Source organism: Salinivibrio sp. VGrn1 (assembly GCF_009377995.1).
GTDB classification, from domain to species: domain Bacteria; phylum Pseudomonadota; class Gammaproteobacteria; order Enterobacterales; family Vibrionaceae; genus Salinivibrio; species Salinivibrio siamensis.
Window position 1 is genome coordinate 109,847 of record NZ_SATA01000004.1, and the last position, 20,646, is coordinate 130,492.

20 protein-coding genes and 6 tRNA genes are annotated in these 20,646 nt (G+C 52.4%); 2 read left to right on the top strand and 24 right to left on the bottom strand.

Annotated features, from left to right (window positions below; genetic code table 11):
* Nucleotides 1-7 precede the first annotated feature (7 nt).
* From EHW56_RS07925 to EHW56_RS07945, 5 genes are all read right to left on the bottom strand, one after another.
* Nucleotides 8-430, bottom strand: coding sequence for a YqaA family protein (locus EHW56_RS07925; RefSeq protein ID WP_152794926.1), 423 nt, complete (start codon nucleotides 428-430; stop codon nucleotides 8-10).
* A gap of 93 nt (nucleotides 431-523) precedes the next feature.
* On the bottom strand, nucleotides 524-1,480 hold the full coding sequence (locus EHW56_RS07930) for an NADP-dependent oxidoreductase (protein ID WP_077606151.1): 957 nt from the start codon (nucleotides 1,478-1,480) through the stop codon (nucleotides 524-526).
* A gap of 183 nt (nucleotides 1,481-1,663) precedes the next feature.
* Nucleotides 1,664-2,794, bottom strand: coding sequence for a sodium ion-translocating decarboxylase subunit beta (locus EHW56_RS07935; protein WP_152794928.1), 1,131 nt, complete (start codon nucleotides 2,792-2,794; stop codon nucleotides 1,664-1,666).
* A gap of 9 nt (nucleotides 2,795-2,803) precedes the next feature.
* Nucleotides 2,804-4,594, bottom strand: coding sequence for a sodium-extruding oxaloacetate decarboxylase subunit alpha (oadA, locus tag EHW56_RS07940; RefSeq protein WP_046074110.1), 1,791 nt, complete (start codon nucleotides 4,592-4,594; stop codon nucleotides 2,804-2,806).
* 32 nt (nucleotides 4,595-4,626) lie between these two features.
* Nucleotides 4,627-4,881: an OadG family transporter subunit gene (locus EHW56_RS07945; RefSeq protein WP_077666525.1), complete on the bottom strand. Its 255-nt coding sequence runs from the start codon at nucleotides 4,879-4,881 to the stop codon at nucleotides 4,627-4,629.
* Nucleotides 4,882-5,091: 210 nt separating this feature from the next.
* Between EHW56_RS07945 and EHW56_RS07950 the strand changes: the two genes are divergently transcribed.
* The gene (locus EHW56_RS07950) at nucleotides 5,092-5,292 is read left to right on the top strand and encodes a hypothetical protein (protein ID WP_077578931.1); all 201 of its coding nucleotides are present in this window, start codon (nucleotides 5,092-5,094) and stop codon (nucleotides 5,290-5,292) included.
* A 100-nt stretch (nucleotides 5,293-5,392) separates the two neighbouring features.
* On the opposite strand, the gene EHW56_RS07955 is transcribed toward EHW56_RS07950, so the two are convergent.
* From EHW56_RS07955 to EHW56_RS08005, 11 genes are all read right to left on the bottom strand, one after another.
* A tRNA-Arg gene (locus EHW56_RS07955) sits at nucleotides 5,393-5,469 on the bottom strand.
* 26 nt (nucleotides 5,470-5,495) lie between these two features.
* Nucleotides 5,496-5,572: transfer RNA gene (locus tag EHW56_RS07960), tRNA-Arg, on the bottom strand.
* Nucleotides 5,573-5,627: 55 nt separating this feature from the next.
* Nucleotides 5,628-5,704: transfer RNA gene (locus EHW56_RS07965), tRNA-Arg, on the bottom strand.
* A 31-nt stretch (nucleotides 5,705-5,735) separates the two neighbouring features.
* Nucleotides 5,736-5,828 (bottom strand) — tRNA-Ser (locus EHW56_RS07970).
* An 8-nt stretch (nucleotides 5,829-5,836) separates the two neighbouring features.
* A tRNA-Arg gene (locus tag EHW56_RS07975) sits at nucleotides 5,837-5,913 on the bottom strand.
* A 24-nt stretch (nucleotides 5,914-5,937) separates the two neighbouring features.
* Nucleotides 5,938-6,030: transfer RNA gene (locus EHW56_RS07980), tRNA-Ser, on the bottom strand.
* A gap of 199 nt (nucleotides 6,031-6,229) precedes the next feature.
* Nucleotides 6,230-6,427 carry a carbon storage regulator CsrA gene (gene csrA / locus EHW56_RS07985; protein WP_046074107.1) on the bottom strand — a complete coding sequence of 66 codons (198 nt, stop codon included), beginning with the start codon at nucleotides 6,425-6,427 and terminating at the stop codon, nucleotides 6,230-6,232.
* A 442-nt stretch (nucleotides 6,428-6,869) separates the two neighbouring features.
* A complete protein-coding gene (gene alaS, locus EHW56_RS07990; RefSeq protein WP_152799499.1) occupies nucleotides 6,870-9,452 on the bottom strand; it encodes an alanine--tRNA ligase in 2,583 nt (860 codons plus the stop codon).
* 128 nt (nucleotides 9,453-9,580) lie between these two features.
* A complete protein-coding gene (locus EHW56_RS07995) occupies nucleotides 9,581-10,048 on the bottom strand; it encodes a regulatory protein RecX (RefSeq protein ID WP_152794935.1) in 468 nt (155 codons plus the stop codon).
* Nucleotides 10,048-11,097 (bottom strand): recombinase RecA, encoded by a 1,050-nt coding sequence (gene recA, locus EHW56_RS08000; protein WP_046074105.1) that lies wholly within the window; start codon nucleotides 11,095-11,097, stop codon nucleotides 10,048-10,050. The genes EHW56_RS07995 and recA overlap by 1 nt, the downstream gene beginning before the upstream one ends.
* 132 nt (nucleotides 11,098-11,229) lie before the next feature.
* A complete protein-coding gene (locus tag EHW56_RS08005; RefSeq protein ID WP_077578961.1) occupies nucleotides 11,230-11,715 on the bottom strand; it encodes a CinA family protein in 486 nt (161 codons plus the stop codon).
* A gap of 87 nt (nucleotides 11,716-11,802) precedes the next feature.
* Here EHW56_RS08005 and mutS point away from each other — a divergent pair, with 87 nt between their 5' ends.
* Nucleotides 11,803-14,406: a DNA mismatch repair protein MutS gene (mutS, locus tag EHW56_RS08010; RefSeq protein WP_227486508.1), complete on the top strand. Its 2,604-nt coding sequence runs from the start codon at nucleotides 11,803-11,805 to the stop codon at nucleotides 14,404-14,406.
* Nucleotides 14,407-14,532: 126 nt separating this feature from the next.
* Here mutS and rpoS read toward each other — a convergent pair whose 3' ends face one another.
* The 8 genes from rpoS to ftsB form a co-directional block, all read right to left on the bottom strand.
* Nucleotides 14,533-15,507, bottom strand: coding sequence for an RNA polymerase sigma factor RpoS (gene rpoS, locus EHW56_RS08015; RefSeq protein ID WP_046074104.1), 975 nt, complete (start codon nucleotides 15,505-15,507; stop codon nucleotides 14,533-14,535).
* A gap of 101 nt (nucleotides 15,508-15,608) precedes the next feature.
* Complete coding sequence (locus EHW56_RS08020) at nucleotides 15,609-16,511, bottom strand: peptidoglycan DD-metalloendopeptidase family protein (protein ID WP_152794941.1); 903 nt, start codon at nucleotides 16,509-16,511, stop codon at nucleotides 15,609-15,611.
* A gap of 34 nt (nucleotides 16,512-16,545) precedes the next feature.
* Entirely contained in the window at nucleotides 16,546-17,166 is a 621-nt protein-coding gene (locus tag EHW56_RS08025) for a protein-L-isoaspartate(D-aspartate) O-methyltransferase (RefSeq protein WP_046074102.1), read from the bottom strand.
* An 85-nt stretch (nucleotides 17,167-17,251) separates the two neighbouring features.
* Nucleotides 17,252-17,989: a 5'/3'-nucleotidase SurE gene (surE, locus tag EHW56_RS08030; RefSeq protein WP_046074101.1), complete on the bottom strand. Its 738-nt coding sequence runs from the start codon at nucleotides 17,987-17,989 to the stop codon at nucleotides 17,252-17,254.
* Nucleotides 17,973-19,007, bottom strand: a complete 1,035-nt coding sequence (gene truD, locus EHW56_RS08035) for a tRNA pseudouridine(13) synthase TruD (protein WP_152794944.1) — start codon at nucleotides 19,005-19,007, stop codon at nucleotides 17,973-17,975. Before truD ends, surE begins: the two co-directional genes overlap by 17 nt.
* Nucleotides 19,004-19,486 carry a 2-C-methyl-D-erythritol 2,4-cyclodiphosphate synthase gene (ispF, locus tag EHW56_RS08040; RefSeq protein WP_077578935.1) on the bottom strand — a complete coding sequence of 161 codons (483 nt, stop codon included), beginning with the start codon at nucleotides 19,484-19,486 and terminating at the stop codon, nucleotides 19,004-19,006. Before ispF ends, truD begins: the two co-directional genes overlap by 4 nt.
* Nucleotides 19,483-20,199, bottom strand: a complete 717-nt coding sequence (gene ispD, locus EHW56_RS08045; protein ID WP_046074098.1) for a 2-C-methyl-D-erythritol 4-phosphate cytidylyltransferase — start codon at nucleotides 20,197-20,199, stop codon at nucleotides 19,483-19,485. Before ispD ends, ispF begins: the two co-directional genes overlap by 4 nt.
* A gap of 42 nt (nucleotides 20,200-20,241) precedes the next feature.
* Entirely contained in the window at nucleotides 20,242-20,520 is a 279-nt protein-coding gene (gene ftsB / locus EHW56_RS08050; protein WP_046074097.1) for a cell division protein FtsB, read from the bottom strand.
* Nucleotides 20,521-20,646 lie beyond the last annotated feature (126 nt).

Genomic DNA, 20,646 nt, shown 5'->3' on the forward strand with positions numbered 1-20,646 from the left:
ATAGTTCCTAACCCGCTACCCAACGGATTGAGATGACAATCACTAGGTAGCGCGATGCTTTTGCAACAAAGATAATCAGCCAGCACCAAGATTGTCGAAGGCGCAGCCAACCGGCAACCACGCAAAGCGGATCACCAACAATCGGTACCCAGCTTAATAGCAAGGCAGCATAACCATAGCGTTGCAGCCCAGCGAGCGCTCGGCGGTGCCATGATTGATGCGGTTGATAATCAGGCAGCCAACGCCCGATGGCGTAATTGGTCATGCCACCGAGTGTGTTGCCTACCGTGGCAATCGCCACAACGATCCCATCCGCGAATGAGTGCTGAGTTAATAAATACACCAAGTTGGCCTCAGAGCCACCTGGCAATAAGGTCGCACCTAAAAAGCTGGTGGCAAACAGCGTTGCCAGCAGCACCCAATCGTCCATTCGACCCCATGTATTATCATTGGTTCAGCGCGAACTCTCTACGACGCCACGGCCTCATCAACTCGACGAGAGCCGGAAGACGAAGCCCTGAGGTTAAGACGAAGGCATTTCCAACACACGTTTACCGCGAGTATGGCCTGCCTCGAGTGCGTAATGTGCCTGCGCGCCCTGCTCAAGCGGGTAGACCGCAGCGATATCGATCTTAAGTTCACCTTGGTCCAGCATATCGAGCAATCGCTGGGTCTGCCAAGTATTTGGATCAACCAACATACCTGTCGCCTTCAGCCCTCGCTCGGCAGCGGCGGAGGTAATGGTATCGCGCGTATTGGTGGGGACTGTGACGATACGCCCACCTGTTTTTAGGCTTGCTAATGCATCAATGGCGGTGTCTCCTCCCACCAAATCAATCACCAGATCAAATTCACCATTGCCGGTGGCCCAATGCGCTTGATGGTAATCGATCGGGGTCGCATCCAGTTGACGTAGAAAGGCATGATTGTTTTCAGAGGCAGTGGCATAAACCTGCGCCCCGAGACGCACGGCCAACTGCACCGCAAGGTGCCCGACGCCGCCGGCGCCCGCTAAAATCAATACTTTTTCATCACGCACCAGTTTGCCATGCTCAAGCGCTTGCCAAGCCGTCAGCCCAGCCAATGGCACTGCAGCGGCATCCACCATTGGCACACTTGGCGGTACTGTTGATAATAACCCGGCATCAGCGACCACATATTGGCTGTATCCCCCGCCTTCGGTCGGAAAGCCAATCATCCCAGCGACACGATCCCCAACATCAAACTTGCTTTCATTGGTGCCATTCGCCACCACAACACCTGCAACATCATAGCCAGGCACCCAAGGCAAATGATCGCGATTATGCTCAGCGGCCCAGCCGAGTCCGGCACGCGTTTTCGCATCAATGGGGTTAACGCCTGCAGCCTTCACTTGAATCAGCACCTGTTCTTCAGAGGGAGAAGGAATCGAACGGTTGACCGGGGTAAGTACCTCTGGTGCGCCAAATTCAGTGATTGCAAGAGAGAGATTGTTCGACATATTGACTCCTTTCGCATGCCATTGTGCTTATGCTGGCGTATACAGTAATGGTATTTGCCTTAACGAAGAGATTAAGCACAGAGCCATTGCAAAGCGTAAACCTCTAGTCTTAACAAAAAAAGCGGCAGACTCAATGCCTACCGCTATTTTCTTTTTATCTGCTTGGTGTCAAATCACTGACGGTTAGCCAACCAGCGCCAACAAAATACCGGCCGCCACCGCAGACCCCAGGACACCAGCCACATTTGGCCCCATCGCATGCATTAGTAAGAAGTTATGCGGGTTAGCATCCAATCCGACCTTGTTAACTACACGGGCCGCCATGGGAACCGCCGACACCCCAGCCGCACCAATCAATGGATTGATAGGGTCGCGGCTAAAGCGATTAAGGAGTTTAGCCATCAGTACACCTGTTCCCGTCCCGATGCTGAACGCGACTGCGCCCAATACCAAGATGCCTAGGGTTTCAAACTGGAGGAACTTGTCGGCTTCCAATTTGGAGCCCACAGCCAGACCGAGAAAAATGGTAACAATGTTGATCAGCTCATTCTGGGCAGTGCTCGATAAGCGATCCACCACGCCACACTCTCGCATCAAGTTACCGAGGCAGAACATACCAACCAGTGGCGTTGCCGAGGGCAAAAATAAGATGGTCATCATCAGTACCGCCAACGGAAACAGCACTTTCTCGGTTTTCGACACATGACGAAGTTGCTTCATCTCAATCTTGCGTTCACTTGCAGAGGTGAACAACTTCATGATCGGGGGCTGAATAATCGGTACCAATGCCATATAGCTGTACGCCGCCACGGCAATGGCCCCGAGCAAGTCCGGCGATAATCGACTGGCGAGGAAGATAGCCGTCGGCCCATCCGCACCACCAATGATCGCGATGGAGGCCGCATCTTGCAGGCTAAACGCCATGCCTGGCACCAAGTTAAGAAAAATGGCACCAAACAAAGTGGCAAAAATACCAAACTGTGCCGCCGCACCTAGCAACAAGGTGCGCGGGTTAGCAATCAGCGCGCCAAAATCGGTCATCGCCCCCACCCCCATAAAGATCAGGAGGGGGAACACGCCAGTATCAATCCCGACATGATAGACGTAGTAAAGCAGGCCGCCCGGCTCGTTAAAGCCCGCATTGGGAATATTCGCTAATATCGCCCCAAAACCGATAGGTAACAAAAGCAAGGGCTCAAAGCCGCGCCGAATCGCTAAAAAGAGTAATAGGCAGCCCACGGCAATCATTACAAGCTGTGGCCACTGGAAGTTTGCCAGTCCAGTTTCCGACCACAGGATCATTAATCCTTCCATGCTGCCCTCTTATCCTAAGTGCAATAACGGCATGCCAACGGTCACGGCATCGCCTTCTTTCACTTGTACATCTTGGACAGTGCCCGCATGGGCTGCCCGCACCTCGGTTTCCATCTTCATCGCTTCCAAAATGATTAGGACATCACCTTCCTGCACGTGCTCACCAGGGGTCACCATCACTTTAAAGATGTTGCCTGCCAAAGGTGCCGTTACCGGCTCAAGGTTGCTTGGTGCGGCTTGAGGGGCTGGCGCACTCGCCGACGCTGACACCTGACTCACTGGCTGAATGTCACCCAGCGCCCCATCTGGCCCTACATCTACCTGATAGACCTGGCCGTTAACACGCACACTATAGGTTTCCACGTCGCCACTGCCTGATGGCTGAGGAGCGGCGGACGCAGAGGCTGGCTCCCCGGTTGGTGCCGGTTCAAATGCTTCAGGGTTACCTCGGTTTTGTAAGAACTTCCATCCCACCTGCGGGAACAGGGCGTAAGTCAGCACATCATCAATGGTCTGCTCCGCCAAGGTGACATTCTCGGCCGCGGCTTTGTCGGTCAGTGTTTGGGTCAGGGCATCCATTTCCGGTGCCAGTTTATCGGCAGGACGACAAGTGATCGCCTCTTCGCCGTCTAACACGCGAGCCTGGAGGGTGGCATTAACCGGCGCGGGGGCTTTCCCATACTCCCCTTTCAAAAGGGCCGCCGTTTCTTTGGTAATGCTCTTGTAGCGCTCACCGGTTAGCACGTTAATGACCGACTGAGAGCCGACAATTTGCGAGGTCGGGGTGACTAAGGGGATATAGCCTAAATCTTCACGAACCCGAGGAATTTCCTCTAACACCTCGTCCATTTTGTCGGCCGCCCCCTGCTCTTTGAGCTGGCTCTCCATATTGGTCAGCATGCCACCGGGCACTTGTGCTATCAAAATACGTGAGTCGACCCCTTTGAGCTGCCCTTCAAATTGCGCGTACTTTTTGCGCACAGTACGGAAATAAGCCGCAATCGACTCTAGCTTGTTCAGATCAAGCTGCGTGTCACGCTCAGTGCCTTCGAGCATCGCCACCACGGTTTCCGTCGGCGTGTGTCCGTATGTCTGGCTCATTGAAGAAATGGCAGTATCGAGTACATCCAAGCCTGCTTCAACCGCCTTGACGGCCGTGGCCGTCGATAGCCCCGTCGTCGCGTGACAGTGCAAGGATAAGGGGATATCACAGGCTGCTTTGATGCGGCTTACAAGCTCGTGCGCTTCATAAGGTTTTAATAAACCAGACATGTCTTTAATGCATAACGAGTGACAGCCAAGATCTTCCAACTGTTTGGCCAAATCTGTCCAAGTGTCCATGGTGTGCACTGGGCTGGTGGTGTAGGAGATCGTGCCTTGCGCATGCGCACCGACATCCACCGCCGCCCCCACTGCTGCTTGGAAGTTACGGACATCATTCATGGCATCAAAAATTCGGAACACATCCATGCCATTTGCATGTGCGCGCTCGACAAATTTGTGCACCACATCATCAGCGTAGTGGCGATAACCTAACAGGTTCTGACCACGTAGCAGCATCTGCATCGGGGTATTTGGCATCGCTTTTTTGAGCTCTCGCAAGCGTACCCAAGGATCTTCACCCAGATAGCGAATACAAGCATCAAAGGTCGCCCCACCCCAGGTTTCCAATGACCAAAAACCAATTTGATCCAGCTCGGCAGCAATTGGCAACATATCGTCCAAACGCAGACGTGTGGCAAACAACGACTGATGGGCATCGCGCAATACCACATCGGTAATAGCTAACGGCGTAGACATAACAAACTCCTTTTTTATATGTGCCTGACCACTCAACGGTGACGTTGGCGGTACTGCTGAACAGCCACAGTAATCGCGGCAATCACATCCGATGACGGCTGTGATGCGTCAGGTGCAGCTTGGGCTTTGGGCTGAGCGGCCGCGTTCGCCGCGGCAGGTGGGATAGGGTCGCCAAAACGTTCCAGTTGGCGGACCAAAAAAATTAATATCGAGAGAAATACAAACACAACAACCATGCCAGTTAACATCAGCATCATTGCCTGTTCTAAAAGCGGGCCTAAATCCATGATTTTCTTCCTTGTCACACTCACTATTGCTTACATCGAAGCAGTGATTGCCCCCGTTATTATCCGTTTATCTTGGTGGCAAATTCATCATCGGCGTTCAAAATACTAACAATTCGCATAAATGACAATCTGACTATTGCGTTTTTGTTACCTCATAACGTCCGTTAATGGGCATTTTCACTCACTGATTAAAAAAGACGGATCAACGGGATGTTTATGCAAACTCACGGTCAGCAGGCGAATAACAACGGCGAGCGACAGCGCGCGACTGTAAAGAAAAGCAATGCCAGCTTCACGACTGTGGCACTTATGGAAAAAGCGTTTTTCCGAAAGCGACCAAGATCGTTGAAAGCCGGGCACGACAAACATTCCGGGATGATAAACAGCAAGAAGGTAAACGTGTTTAAATAAGAGGACGTCACAGAAACGAGGATGAAGACGCGAAAACGGTCGGTTTTGCCCGATTGGCGACAAGTCATGTCGCGAGGCGATGTGCGAAGGGGAGCCAAAATGGCGCGTCCGGGAGGATTCGAACCTCCGACCGCCTGGTTCGTAGCCAGGTACTCTATCCAGCTGAGCTACGGACGCGCTGATTGATTGGCTAAGATTGAAGATGGCGCGCTCGGGAGGATTCGAACCTCCGACCGCCTGGTTCGTAGCCAGGTACTCTATCCAGCTGAGCTACGAGCGCGTGTCGTCAATCTTACGTTCATCATGAACAATCTTGCGGGTCTTCCGTGAAGAGATGGCGCGTCCGGGAGGATTCGAACCTCCGACCGCCTGGTTCGTAGCCAGGTACTCTATCCAGCTGAGCTACGGACGCACATCTTACTACAAGGCAGGCTTGTAAATCATGGCGGTGAGGGAGGGATTCGAACCCTCGATACGGCTACAAACCGTATACTCCCTTAGCAGGGGAGCGCCTTCAGCCACTCGGCCACCTCACCGCAAGTAGTGGCGCGTCCGGGAGGATTCGAACCTCCGACCGCCTGGTTCGTAGCCAGGTACTCTATCCAGCTGAGCTACGGACGCGCATCTATCTTGCTTGCAACAACATGGCGGTGAGGGAGGGATTCGAACCCTCGATACGGCTACAAACCGTATACTCCCTTAGCAGGGGAGCGCCTTCAGCCACTCGGCCACCTCACCGTCGCTGCGGGTGCACATATTACTTTGAGCCACATATATGTCAAACACTTTTCTGGCAAAAATCGTCTTGCCACCAACAAATGGACAATTATCACCCACAGCCCGATTTTATTGTTGGATTTATCGCCGTTTCATTCTGATTTTATGGGAAAAGCGGCGATAAAAAAGGCCGACCTATGGTCGACCTCTTCTTGCCTTGTTAGTAGTCGCTCTGACCACCTGAAGGCGCGCCTTTTTCGGCCTGAATACGCATGTAGATCTCTTCACGATGAACCGAAACATCTTTCGGTGCATTCACACCAATACGGACTTGGTTACCTTTTACACCCAATACAGTGACAGTGACTTCATCACCAATCATCAAGGTTTCGCCCACACGGCGAGTTAAAATCAGCATGCTTCTACTCCTTGAGTATCAATCTTTTACTTATTCAATTAGTGTCTGAGCCAGATAACCCGCCAGCGTATCGGCCCGTTACCTGTGATCGTTGGATTCTTTCCCTGCTCATGATGCCAATACGGGCGCTTACTTGCGTCCGTATTCCACACTATGGCCGAATTATCACACCATATCCAGAAAAGGGCAGAGAAATTTACTGTTTTATCATCATGCCGTTAGCCGTGGAGGCGATTGACCTGAGATAACAGTGTAAGAGAAATCTGTACTGCATTGGCCAGCGTGGCGACAAAATCTAACCAATATCACGTCTTACCGCTGACACAGCGCTTAAGGCGTTGCACTATACAGAATCAGAAAAAAAGTGCAATTATTAATCTAGATCACAAAAAAGGGTCGCAATACGCGACCCTCTTGACTTTTCAATAAAAACAAAAGTGTATTACAACTGCTCAGTGAGCCATGTCTCTGCTGAGGCTAGCGCGCTAGGCAGTGCACTCACATCACTGCCCCCCGCTTGCGCCATATCAGGACGACCACCGCCTTTGCCACCCACTTGTTGCGCGACAAGGTTGACCAGTTCACCCGCTTTTACCGTGCCGGTCAAATCCTTGGTGACACCCGCAATCAGGCCGACTTTGTCATTGGCCACATTGCCGAGCAGCACGATACCGCTACCCATTTGGTTTTTCAGATCATCAACCATACTACGTAGCGCTTTGTTATCCGCGCCATCAAGTTGGCTAATCAACACTTTTACCCCGTTTAGCTCACGGACTTGATTGATCAGCCCAGCACTTTCTTGTGCGGCCAATTTCTGCTTAAGCTGCTGAATTTGTTTTTCTAACGCTTTCGCTTTGCTCTGGGCATCGTCAAGCTTGGCTTCATAGTCCGCCTGTTGCTGATAAACGCTATCAATGGCCGCTTGCCCGGTAATGGCTTCAATACGACGCACACCGGCCGCGATACCCGCTTCCGAGACGATTTTAAACATCCCAATGTCACCCGTACGCGTCGCGTGTGTCCCGCCACACAGCTCGATAGAGAAGTCGCCCATGCTCAGTACGCGCACTTGGTCATCGTACTTCTCACCAAACAGTGCCATCGCCCCTTTTTGCTTGGCGGCTTCAATATCCATCACCTCAGTCTGCACGGGGCTATTTTCACGGATTTGCTGATTCACGATCCGCTCAACCGCTTTGAGTTCGTCAGCGGTGACAGGTTCAAGGTGTGAGAAGTCAAAACGCAAACCATCAGGCCGGACGAGCGAGCCTTTCTGCGCAATGTGCTCCCCCAGTACCTCACGCAGCGCGGCGTGCAGTAAGTGAGTGGCGGAGTGATTCATCGCTACCACGTGACGACGCTCTGCATCGACGCGAGCGGTTGCTTGTGTCCCGACACTCAGTTGCCCTTCCGACAAGCTACCGTAATGCGCAATGGCTTGCCCCGCTTTTTGGGTATCCGTCACGGTAAATTGCCCTTGGTCTGTTTCTATCACCCCTGTATCACCACACTGGCCACCAGCCTCGGCGTAGAAAGGGGTGTGGTCAAGGATCACGACCGCTTTATCGCCTGATACCAGGCTATCAACGGTATCTCCGTCGACAAAAATCTCAGTGATCTGACCGGTGCCTTCTGTCCCTGTGTAACCACAAAAATCCGAGCCATGCTCCACTTTTATCGCTTGGTTGTAGTCGGTGCCAAACTGCCCAGCTTCCCGCGCGCGCTGACGCTGGGCTGCCATCGCCGCTTCAAAGCCGGCTTCATCAATACGATAACCGCGCTCACGCGCAACATCGTTAGTTAAGTCTGCTGGGAAGCCGTATGTGTCATAGAGTTTGAAGACAGTTTCGCCATCCAACTCGTCACCCTTAACCTTGTCCAAAGCCTCTTCCAACATCAACATGCCACGCTCAAGCGTGCGGCCAAAGTTGTCCTCTTCAATCTTAAGGACTTTTTCCACCATGGTTTGCTGCGCACGCAAGTCTTCACCTGCCGTCCCCATGATGGTGGCGAGAGGACCAACCAACTTGTAGAAAAACGCGTCTTTGCTGCCGAGCTTGTTACCATGACGAACCGCGCGGCGAATAATACGGCGCAACACATAGCCCCGCCCTTCGTTCGATGGCATCACGCCATCAACAATCAAATACGCACAAGAGCGGATATGGTCTGCCACCACGCGCAAAGACTGGTTAGTCAGATCTTCAACCCCGATGATCTCCGCGACTTGCTTAATTAATTGCTGGAAAACATCAATTTCATAGTTGGAATGGACGCCCTGCTTGATGGCCGCAATCCGCTCAATCCCCATGCCGGTATCCACTGACGGCTTAGGTAGGTTCTCCATCGTACCGTCAGCTTGACGATTGAATTGCATAAAGACGATATTCCAGATCTCAATGAAGCGATCTCCGTCTTCTTCTGGCGTGCCTGGAGGACCGCCCCAGATATGCTCACCGTGATCATAAAAGATCTCACTGCATGGTCCGCATGGCCCAGTATCGCCCATTTGCCAAAAGTTGTCTGACTCGTAAGGCTTACCACCTTCCTTATCACCAATACGCACAATGCGATCCGCAGGCACGCCAATTTGCTGGTGCCAAATATCGAACGCTTCGTCATCGGTTTTGTAAACAGTCACCAGTAGCTTTTCTTTTGGCAAGCCAATCGTTTCAGTCAAAAACGTCCACGCGTACTGAATCGCATCTTGCTTGAAGTAATCACCGAAGCTGAAATTGCCGAGCATTTCAAAGAAGGTATGGTGGCGCGCGGTAAAACCGACGTTTTCAAGGTCGTTGTGTTTGCCGCCCGCCCGCACACAACGCTGTGCTGACGTTGCACGCGTGTAGTCACGCTTTTCAACCCCTAAAAAGGTGTCTTTAAACTGGTTCATTCCTGCGTTGGTAAACAAAAGCGTTGGGTCATCGGCAGGCACGAGCGACGAGCTAGGCACAATCTGGTGCCCTTTGCTTTCAAAGAACTTGAGAAACGCTGTACGGATCTCATCAGTGCTCATATACATTGGCTAATCCTGATAATCGAATATTGCGTTAGCAACCAGATATGGTCGTGACGCGATGGAAGCATGGTTTTATTTACGCCATTGTAAACAACCGATCGCGTGCGGAAAAGAGACAGAGTGGGATTGGTTTAGAAATGCGTGTCCGGATCGTCGTGACTGAGTGCGTATTGGATTTGATCAAAGTTAAAGCCACGTGACTGTAAAAAGCGCATGCGTTTGGCTTTTTCCTTTTGCTCGGCAGGCGGAAGGCGACCATCGAGATCGGCATATTTACGCTCTGCGGTCTCTCTGGCTAGCGCATACCAGTCAACCTCCTGCTCCTGTTCGGCGCGTGATAACAACTCAGTGTCGATACCTTTTCGCTTGGCGTCTTGGCAAATACGTAACCAGCCATGGTGTTTACTCACACCTTGGCGCAACAAGCTGGCCGCAAAGCGGGCATCATCCAACCACCCACGCGCCAGACACTGCTCCAGCGTGATGTCGATGGTGTCTTGGTCAAAGCCGCGTTGCGACAGTTTTTGCTGCAGTTCGTGAACAGAGTGGTCACGGCGGGCCAATAAACCCACCGCGACCTCTTGGCACGACGCGGCCATTACAGTTGGTCGTCCTCGGTTTCTGCTTCTGCGTTCGCGTCGACCGCTTCGTTATTTAGCGCGGTTTGCAGTAGCATCTCACGCAAGGTGGTGTCGATTTCTTCAGCGACGTGCGGGTTTTCTTTTAGGTATTTACATGCGTTTGCTTTGCCCTGGCCAATTTTATCGCCTTTGTAGCTATACCAAGCACCGGCTTTTTCTACCAGCTTGTGTTTTACGCCCAAGTCCACTAATTCACCTTGCAAGTTAATGCCTTGGCCGTAAAGGATTTGGAACTCAGCTTGTTTGAAGGGTGCAGCGACTTTGTTTTTTACTACTTTGACGCGGGTTTCGTTCCCCACCACTTCGTCACCTTCTTTAATCGCACCAATGCGGCGAATATCCAAGCGAACCGAGGCGTAGAATTTTAACGCGTTACCCCCAGTCGTGGTTTCTGGGTTACCAAACATCACACCAATTTTCATGCGAATTTGGTTGATGAATACCATCATGGTATTGCTGTTTTTGATGTTGGCTGTGAGCTTACGCATCGCTTGTGACAACATACGCGCTTGCAGACCCATGTGTGAGTCGCCCATCTCGCCTTCAATCTCAGCTTTAGGTGTCAATGCCGCTACCGAGTCAATGACGATCATATCGACAGCGCCCGAGCGTGTCAGTGCATCAGCGATTTCCAACGCTTGCTCACCGGTATCTGGCTGAGAGACCAAAAGGTTATCGATATCCACACCCAGCTTGCGCGCATAAATAGGGTCAAGGGCATGCTCAGCGTCGATAAAGGCACAGGTCTTACCCATTTTTTGTGCTTCGGCAATCGCTTCTAGCGTCAGCGTCGTTTTACCTGATGACTCTGGGCCATAGATTTCGATAATACGACCAAAAGGCAGGCCACCTGCACCTAGGGCGATATCGAGAGACAAAGAGCCGGTCGATACGGTTTCGATGTCCATAGTGCGGTCATCACCCAGACGCATGATTGAGCCTTTGCCAAATTGCTTTTCGATTTGTCCGAGTGCGGCTGCGAGCGCCTTTTCTTTGTTATCGTCCATTTCAGTCTCCAGGAAATAAAACGCTATCGCTATGCGATGAAAGCTATCAGTAATTGGGGCTAAGTATACTGTCCATTTATACAGTGTCTAGCCCTGTATAGAAAAAATCTTTGTGATGCGACACGCCTCCAGTTACGGAGACAAGCGCGTGAGAGCATGTGACAACGCGTGCACGACCGTTTGTTCACGGACCGCGCGCCTATCACCCTCAAAATGACACACTTCAGTGTCGGTTTCGCCGCCATGCCAAGCCCATGCGAACCACACGGTGCCAACAGGTTTATCCGCACTGCCACCACTCGGGCCGGCGACACCGCTAACGGCAATCGCCAAGTCAGCGGCAGCCTCATTAAGTGCGCCCTCTGCCATGGCCGTTACCACAGGCTCACTGACCGCGCCGTATTGGGTCAATAAATCGTCTGGCACATGCACCTGTTGATGCTTAGCCTGGTTGCTATAGGTGACCCAAGCTTGCTGAAACCACTGCGAGCTACCCGGCACGTCCGTCAAGCAGTAAGCAATACCGCCACCGGTGCAAGACTCTGCGGTGGTCACCGTTAAGCCCGCATCCAATAAGGCGTCGCCGAGTTGCTTTGCTAGCGAGAATAACTGTTCCACCATTCACTCCTTTTGTTTAGGGTGAAGAAACCGGTACCGCAACTTTACCCTTTGCCGTACGATCACGTATTCTACCTACCCTTTTCAATGTTCCATTTTGCAGGTCTAGTCGTGACAGTACAAGCGCTCGAAAAGCACACCCCTATGATGCAACAGTACCTCAAACTCAAGGCGCAGCACCCTGAAGAACTGCTGTTCTATCGCATGGGGGATTTTTACGAACTCTTTTACGACGATGCCAAACGTGCCTCTCAGCTTTTGGATATCTCGCTGACTAAGCGCGGCAGCTCAGGCGGTGAACCGATCCCCATGGCGGGTGTGCCCTTTCATGCCGTAGAGGGGTATTTAGCCAAGCTGGTGCAGCTGGGAGAGCCGGTGGCGATTTGTGAACAGATCGGTGATCCCGCCACGAGTAAAGGCCCGGTTGAGCGCCAGGTGGTGCGAATCGTCACCCCCGGTACGGTATCGGATGAAGCGCTGCTTAGCGAGCGGGTTGATAACTTGGTCGCCGCACTGACCTGTCATAACGACCAATTTGGTTTTGCCACGCTAGATATCACATCAGGGCGCTTCGTGCTGACCGAACCTGCCACCTACGAGCAAATGCAAGCGGAGCTGCAACGCACGCAACCGGCAGAGCTGCTTTACCCCGAAGACTTTCCCTACCCTGATTTACTTGCGGTGAGCCGCGGCGCAAGGCGTCGCCCCATTTGGGAGTTCGATCTCGACACTGCTCGCAGTCAACTGACCGGTCAATTTGGCACGCGCGATTTAGTCGGTTTTGGCGTGGAAGACTGTACGCTGGGGCTATGTGCCGCTGGCTGTGTGTTGCAGTACGCCAAAGAAACCCAACGCACCGCGCTCCCCCATATTCGTGCCATCATCAAAGATCAGCAAGACACCGCTGTGGTGTTAGACGCTGCCACACGGCGCAATTTAGAGATCACCCAAAACCTCGCTGGCGGCACCGACAATACGCTGGCTGACGTTTTGGATCGGACGACGACGCCGATGGGCAGTCGCTTACTGAAGCGCTGGCTCCATCAACCTCTACGCGATAGCCATGTACTCAACCAACGTTTGGATGCAATCGGGGCATTGCTTGATAGTGGCCTACACTCGGAATTAAGTGCAGCACTCAAACCTGTCGGCGACATTGAACGTGTACTGGCTCGCTTGGCAATGCGATCCGCCCGTCCGCGTGATATGGCAAGGCTGCGCACCGCATTAGCACAGCTGCCCGAGGTACAGACATTGCTTACCGAGCTGGATCACGGTGCGTTTTCCGATTACCTCACTGCCACCACACCGATGCCAGAGCTGCAAGATTTGCTCACCCGTGCAGTGGTCGATAACCCGCCGGTGGTGATCCGTGATGGCGGTGTGATTGCGCCAGGTTACAACGCGGAACTAGATGAATGGCGCGACTTATCGGAAGGCGCATCACGCTACTTAGAAGAACTAGAAACCCGCGAGCGCGAGCAATATGGCATCGATACTCTGAAGGTGGGTTATAACCAAGTCCATGGCTTTTACATCCAAATCAGCCGCGCGCAAAGCGATCGGGTGCCGACACACTATGTCCGCCGGCAAACGCTTAAAAATGCAGAGCGTTACATTATCCCCGAATTAAAAGAGCACGAAGATAAAGTCTTAAGCTCTCGCTCTAATGCGTTAGCGTTAGAGAAGCGTTTGTGGGAAGAGTTGTTTGATTTGTTACTGCCACACTTGGCCCAGCTGCAACATGCCTCTGAAGCGCTCTCTGGGCTCGATGTACTATGTAACCTCGCCGAGCGAGCAGATACACTCAATTATCATCGCCCCACCCTTGGCGACAAACCGGGGATCAATATTGAAGCCGGTCGCCATCCTGTGGTTGAACAAGTGATGACTGACCCTTTTATTCCCAACCCCATCACCTTAAGTCCTGAGCGCCGAATGTTGATCATTACCGGTCCTAATATGGGAGGTAAATCCACTTATATGCGCCAAACCGCGTTGATCACCTTGCTGAGTCATATTGGTGCTTATGTGCCCGCCGATCGTGCAACCATTGGGCCCGTCGATCGCATTTTCACTCGTATTGGTGCCTCTGATGATCTCGCTTCCGGCCGCTCCACATTTATGGTGGAAATGACAGAAACCGCCAATATTCTCCACAATGCAACTGCTAACAGCTTGGTGTTGATGGACGAGATTGGCCGCGGTACCAGCACCTACGATGGCTTATCTTTGGCGTGGGCCAGCGCGGAATGGTTGGCAGAGAAAATCCAGGCAATGACCTTATTTGCCACCCATTATTTCGAACTCACTGAACTGCCAGGGCAAATGGAAGGCTTGGTGAATGTGCACCTTGATGCCATGGAGCATGGCGATGACATTGCGTTTATGCACGCGGTTCAAGAAGGGGCAGCCAGTAAGTCTTATGGTCTGGCCGTGGCGAGCCTCGCTGGCGTTCCCAAGCCGGTGATTCGGCGCGCCAAGCGTAAACTGGCACAACTAGAGCAAAGCGGCCAACATACCATTAATGCTGAACAAACGGTCGGTGATCCAGCCCCCGCTCAGCTCGCCTTACTGCCTGAACCCAGCGAGCTGGATAACGCAGTCGATGCGTTAACCCCTGATGAGATGACCCCGCGGCAAGCCTTAGACGCCCTCTATGCCCTCAAGGCGTTACAGCAATCTCGCTAATCAGCCGCGCCGTCATCTTGCGAACCATCATGACCGCCAATAAAAAGGGACAGCCATCGCTGTCCCTTCATTTGCGTCTATGATTGTCAGTCTAGCGCTATGACTGATGCGAGATTGACAGCGCGTTTATTGCTCAACGTTAAAGAGCGATTCAATGCTCAGTCCTTGATGCGTCAGCATGTCGCGCAAGCGGCGTAGCCCTTCCACCTGGATTTGACGTACTCGCTCGCGAGTCAAACCAATCTCACGCCCCACATCTTCCAGCGTTGACGCTTCGTGACCCAAAAGCCCGAAACGACGTGATAACACTTCTCGCTGCTTAGGGTTAAGCTCTTGTAGCCACTGCACAATCGACTTTTTCATGTCATCGTCTTGTGTGGTGTACTCTGGGCCGTCTTGCTTCTCATCTGGAATGATGTCTAGCAAGGCTTTTTCTGAATCGCCGCCAATTGGGTTATCCACAGAGCCAATACGCTCGTTAAGACGAAGCATCCGGTTCACGTCTTCCACTGGCTTATCAAGCTGCGCCGCGATGTCTTCAGCGGTCGGTTCATGGTCAAGCTTTTGCGCCAGCTCGCGCGCCGTGCGCAGATACACATTCAGCTCTTTCACCACGTGGATAGGCAGGCGAATGGTACGCGTTTGGTTCATGATGGCACGTTCAATGGTTTGACGAATCCACCAGGTTGCATAGGTTGAAAAGCGGAAGCCGCGTTCAGGGTCAAACTTCTCCACCGCACGGATCAGGCCGAGGTTTCCTTCTTCGACCAAATCGAGCAGCGCTAAACCACGGTTAGAATAGCGACGTGAGATTTTCACCACCAAGCGAAGATTACTCTCAATCATACGCTTGCGAGCAACCTCGTCACCGCGCAGCGCTCGACGTGCGTAGAGCACCTCTTCTTCAGCGGTAAGCAGCGGTGAAAAGCCAATTTCGCTGAGGTAGAGTTGGGTGGCATCAGAGGCCTTTGAAGTGGCCGCTTGTTGCTGTACTGCCTCTTCGACTTCTTCGAGCACCTCGTCAGCTTGAGCTTCCACGGTGTCGAATTCAACGTCTTGGTTCAAGCCGTCCAGTTTCTTTGCGGTATTTGTTTGGCTCATAGCGCCTCCCTTATGACGTAGCAGCTAAGCAGAACGCATTTCTGCTTATACCGGCCCCGTCACATTGGTGGCTGCGGCGATATCACCTTGGTTACCCTGTGCTACCGCTTTGGCAGATAATGTAACGGATTGACCGATTTTCCTTTGTAGCGAATTTCAAAATGCAACCGAACACTGTTTGCACCAGAACTGCCCATGGAAGCTATTTTATGCCCCTTTTTGACAGCTTGGCCTTCTGAAACGTAAAAACTATCGTTGTGCGCATAGGCGCTTAGATAATCATCATTGTGTTTCACTATTATTAATTTACCGTAACCCCGAAGCGCACTGCCGGCGTACACGACTTTTCCATCTGCCGCTGCCTGAATGCCCTGTCCTCGTTGTCCAGCAATATCTATGCCCTTATTGCCTCGCTCTGTGCTAGAAAATCGGGACACCATCCGGCCTCTGGTTGGCCATTGCCAGCTTATCTGTTGGTTAGATGGGCTGGCGGTCCGCTTGTTAACAGCTTGTTTACTTTTTTCTTTCGTTTGACTGTACCTCGACGATGACCCCGATTCAACGCCTTTTGTGCGTTCAGTCGCGGTTTTAGACTTCTTTTTTTCCTCGAATTTGCTAGGGTTGGCGCTTTTTCTAGAAGATGCTGCTGCCACGCTCGCGCTTGCAGCTGACGTTGTGGCAGAGGCCACATTTGTCGCGCCTGATGTGGATTGGGCCACGTCAGGGCGTTGGTAGGCGGGCTTCCACAAAGCCAGTGTCTGCCCGGGATAAATGGTATAGGGAGGCTGTAGATTGTTGTGTTCGATGATGTCGTCGATATCACGATCCGTGATATAAGCGATATAGTAGAGGGTATCGCCTTTCTTCACTTCGTAATAACTGCCGCGATAGCTGCCTCTATCAACGCTGGTATAGTCTGGTGTCACGCTGGATACCGGTGCCGGCCCTCGCCAGGAACAACCAGATATAACCACTAACAGTGACAGAAAAAGCGCGATTTTCATCTGTTTTTAAACACAGCTCCATCTCTGAGACAGTTTATGCCAGCTCACCTGCCACCAGGGGAACAAATTTAACCGATTCAACCGTCTCGGTGTGAAAAGTGGTGCCTTGGCGAGTGACGCGCATCAATATTTGCTCATCATCACCAATCGGAATAAGCATCACGCCGCCATCATTGAGCTGATCGCACAGCGCGTCGGGCACGTGGGCCGCGGCCGCTGTTACCATGATCGCATCATAAGGGCCCTTCGACGGCCACCCTTGCCAACCATCTCCATGTTTTGTCGACACATTATAAATATCTAGCTGCTTTAAGCGCCGTTTGGCCAGCATTTGTAATGGTTTGATCCGCTCGACAGAATAAACATGATCAACCAAGTTAGCGAGGACCGCTGTTTGATAACCCGATCCGGTGCCAATTTCCAAAATGCGACTATCGCGTCGCAAATTGAGCAATGATGTCATCTTAGCCACGATATAAGGTTGTGAAATAGTTTGTCCCCATCCAATAGGTAACGCATTGTTACCATAAGCTTGGTGGGTCATGGCTTCAGAGACAAATAAATGCCGAGGCACCGCCTGCATGGCGTTTAGCACATCGGTGTCAGTCACACCTTGTTGCTGCAAAAATTGAATAAGTGATTGCGCTTGACTCAACGTCTGCTTCCTTTATCACTGAGTATAAGTCTATTGAAAAGGTTGCCGCCTCAATGCGGCTCACCAACGATGACGTGTTTGCCGCCTACTCACTTAACCATTGTGAAAACACGCCTAGGGTATCATGGGCGGTTAAGTCTACCTGCAGTGGCGTAATAGAAACGTACTGCGCCGCAATGGCGTGAAAATCGGTTCCCGGCCCTGCATCTTGGGTTTGACCTGGCGCACCGACCCAGTATATCGGTTTGCCCCGCGGATCGCTTTGTTTTATAACGTCTTCGGCATGATGACGGGCGCCAAGACGTGTCACTTTCCACCCCTCTAGGCTATCGATTGGCACATCGGGCACATTAATATTAATGAGGCGGTGACTGGGCGCGGCATGGCGCTGGTTCTTGGCTAAGAATTGTTTCACTACATGTGCAGCTGTCTCAAAGTGTTGGTGACCACATAGTGAGACTGCAATAGCTGGCGCGCCCAGGAAAAAGCCCTCTGTCGCCGCGGCCACTGTCCCCGAGTAAAGCACATCATCACCGAGGTTAGCACCATGGTTAATCCCAGTGATCACAAAATCAGGCTCCCAGGGTACCAATTGCCGTAGCGCCAAATGCACCGAGTCTGTGGGGGTCCCCTGAACCGCATAACGCTGAGGTCCAAGTTCGCGCACGCGTAAGGGGTTTTCCAATGTGAGTGAATTTGACGCGCCTGAACAATTACGATCCGGCGCGGCCACCACCACATCTGCGATGGTCGATAACGCTTCGGTCAAGGTTTGGATCCCTTGAGCATGGTAACCGTCGTCGTTACTAATCAATATTCGCATTGTGCTCTCCTTGTGGGCTCGCGACGACTAACTCTCGCATCACCGCGGTGGCAAATGCGCCCGCGGGTAAAAAGAAACTCACGGTTAAGGTGTCAGCATCGTGTGTCCAAGTCATCTCTTGCGGCAGTAAACACAACACACGACGGTCATGACGCATGCGATTATCACGGATCACGGCTAATAGCTCAGGCTCTTTGTCGACCACCGCTTGCTCAAAGTGCTGTGCTTGCCCCTCAGTGGGCAACGCATTATCGCCGGTCAGAGGGCCGGTGATCGCAGAATGACACTGCCCTGCCTGCTCAACCAAGTACGTTTGCTGCTGCGTGTCGAGACACAGGTCACCCGCCAAGGTAGAGGTAAAGGCATCCGCCTCTATTCGTGCAGAGACGACTTGATTAAACAGCAGCGACCGGGCTGCTGAGAGATAAAAACTACGTTTGCTTTTGTCACGGACTTTTTTCTCTCCACGTCCCCAAGCGCGTGCCATCTCAACATTATTGCCATCACGGCCAAAGCGCTGTGCACCAAAGTAATTGGGCACGCCCTGCTCGGCTATCGCGGCTAAGCGCGGCACTAAAGCCTGTGGCGACGCCAGATCACGAATGCAGAGCGTGAACTGATTGCCGGTCAGATCGCCAGGACGCAATTTATGCTGATGCCGGGCTGTCCCTTCAATGCTCACAACGCCTGGATGATTTTGGACAAACGCCGCTAAATCCGGATCCGCTTTGCCTGGCAAATGAACACTGAACCATTGCTCTGTCACGGCGTGACGATCTTTAAGGCCCGCCCAGCTCACTTGCCGCGAGCTAACCCCACAGGCTTTTGCCAGCTCATTGGCGACGTATTTGGTATTTTCACCACGCTTTTTAATTCGCACTAAAAAGTGTTCACCTTGACCTGATGGGGTGAAACCCAGGGATTCTGAGACAATAAAATCGTCCGGTGACGCTTTTAACGTTCCTGACTGTGTCGGTTGGCCATGTAAGTAAGCCAAGGGCGCGAGTAAGTCTGTCATACGGCCTCTTTGTTTAATAGCACCACCGCCTCACAGGCAATGCCTTCTTTGCGTCCGGTAAACCCCAAACGCTCTGAGGTGGTGGCTTTGACGTTAACCGCATCCACCGTCACACACAAATCACTGGCGATGGTTTCACGCATTGCGTCGATATGTGGGCCCATTTTAGGCGCTTGCGCGATGATAGTGATATCTGCATTGCCCAAGCAATAGCCTTTGTCTTGTACTTTGCGGTAAACGTCGCGCAGCAGCATACGGCTGTCGGCGCCTTTCCACTCATCACTGGTGTCTGGGAAATGCTGGCCAATGTCACCGGCAGCAATCGCGCCCAACAGGGCATCACACAGTGCATGGAGTGCCACATCACCGTCCGAGTGCGCAAGCAACCCTTGCTCATAAGGCACAGCCACACCACCAATGATCACCGGGCCATCACCACCAAATTTGTGTACATCAAACCCATGTCCAATTCGAATCATGATTTGCCTTCTTGTTGTGAAAGGTAAAACTCGGCCAACCACTTATCCTCAGGGTGGGTGACTTTTATGTTGCTGGCACTGGCAGGGACCAGCACAGGCTTCCCCCCAAGCGCTTCAACGGCAGACGCTTCGTCAGTCACCTGATCGCCTGCCACATTAAGTGCCTGGATTAGCGTTTGGGTTAAAAACATTTGTGGGGTCAATGCATGCCAAAGCGCCTCACGCTCGACAGTGTGAGCCACCTGCCCTTGCGCGTCCGCACGCTTCATGGTGTCTCTAACCGGCGCCGCGAGTAAGGCGCCATCAGGGTGAGATTGCGCCTGTCTAATCAAGGCGTCGATATCGGCATGCGACACACAAGGGCGTGCGGCATCATGCACCATCACCCATTGCGTATTGACCACATCGAGTCCAGCTTGCACCGACGCGGCACGCGTCGCTCCACCCAAGACCACACGCACATTCGGACGCTCACTCAAGCGAGTGTGCGCAAAGTAGCTATCGTCAGCACCAATGGCGATGATCACGTCAGCCACGGCAGGGTGAGAGAGTAAACGCTCAACGGTATGCTCAATCAACATTTTGCCGGCTAGAGGGAGGTATTGTTTCGGGCAGCTAGCTTGCATCCTGCTGCCGACACCTGCGGCAGGTACCACGGCGCTTATTCCGGGCTGTAAAGCGGTGTTGTGCTGCAAAGGGGGTTGTTCGACCACAAGTTATCTTCTTTGGTTGTACCGCCAGTCAACGGCTGTCAGTTACTGGGATTTATCGACTAATCGGAAAAATGTCTCGTCCGGCTTTATCATGCCCAGCTCGTTGCGTGCGCGCTCTTCAATCGCTTCTTGCCCACGCTTCAAATCCGCAATTTCTGCGTACATTTGCTGGTTACGCTTAACGAGTTTTTGGTTGGCTTGTTGCTGTACGGCGACATTGGCTTCAATTTGCCAATAGTCTGTCACGCCATTTTTACCCAGCCACAGTTCGTACTGCAGCCACACGAGCGTGAGAAACAGTGCAACCGATAGCAGCCTCATACCTGTACTCCTTCCAATATCGGCTCAGGGTATTCACACCCTGATTGACTAACCGCATAGGCTAGCGGATCCGCTGGCTGGTGTCATGGTTTTCCTAAATGAAAAAAGCCGCCCCGTTAAACGGGA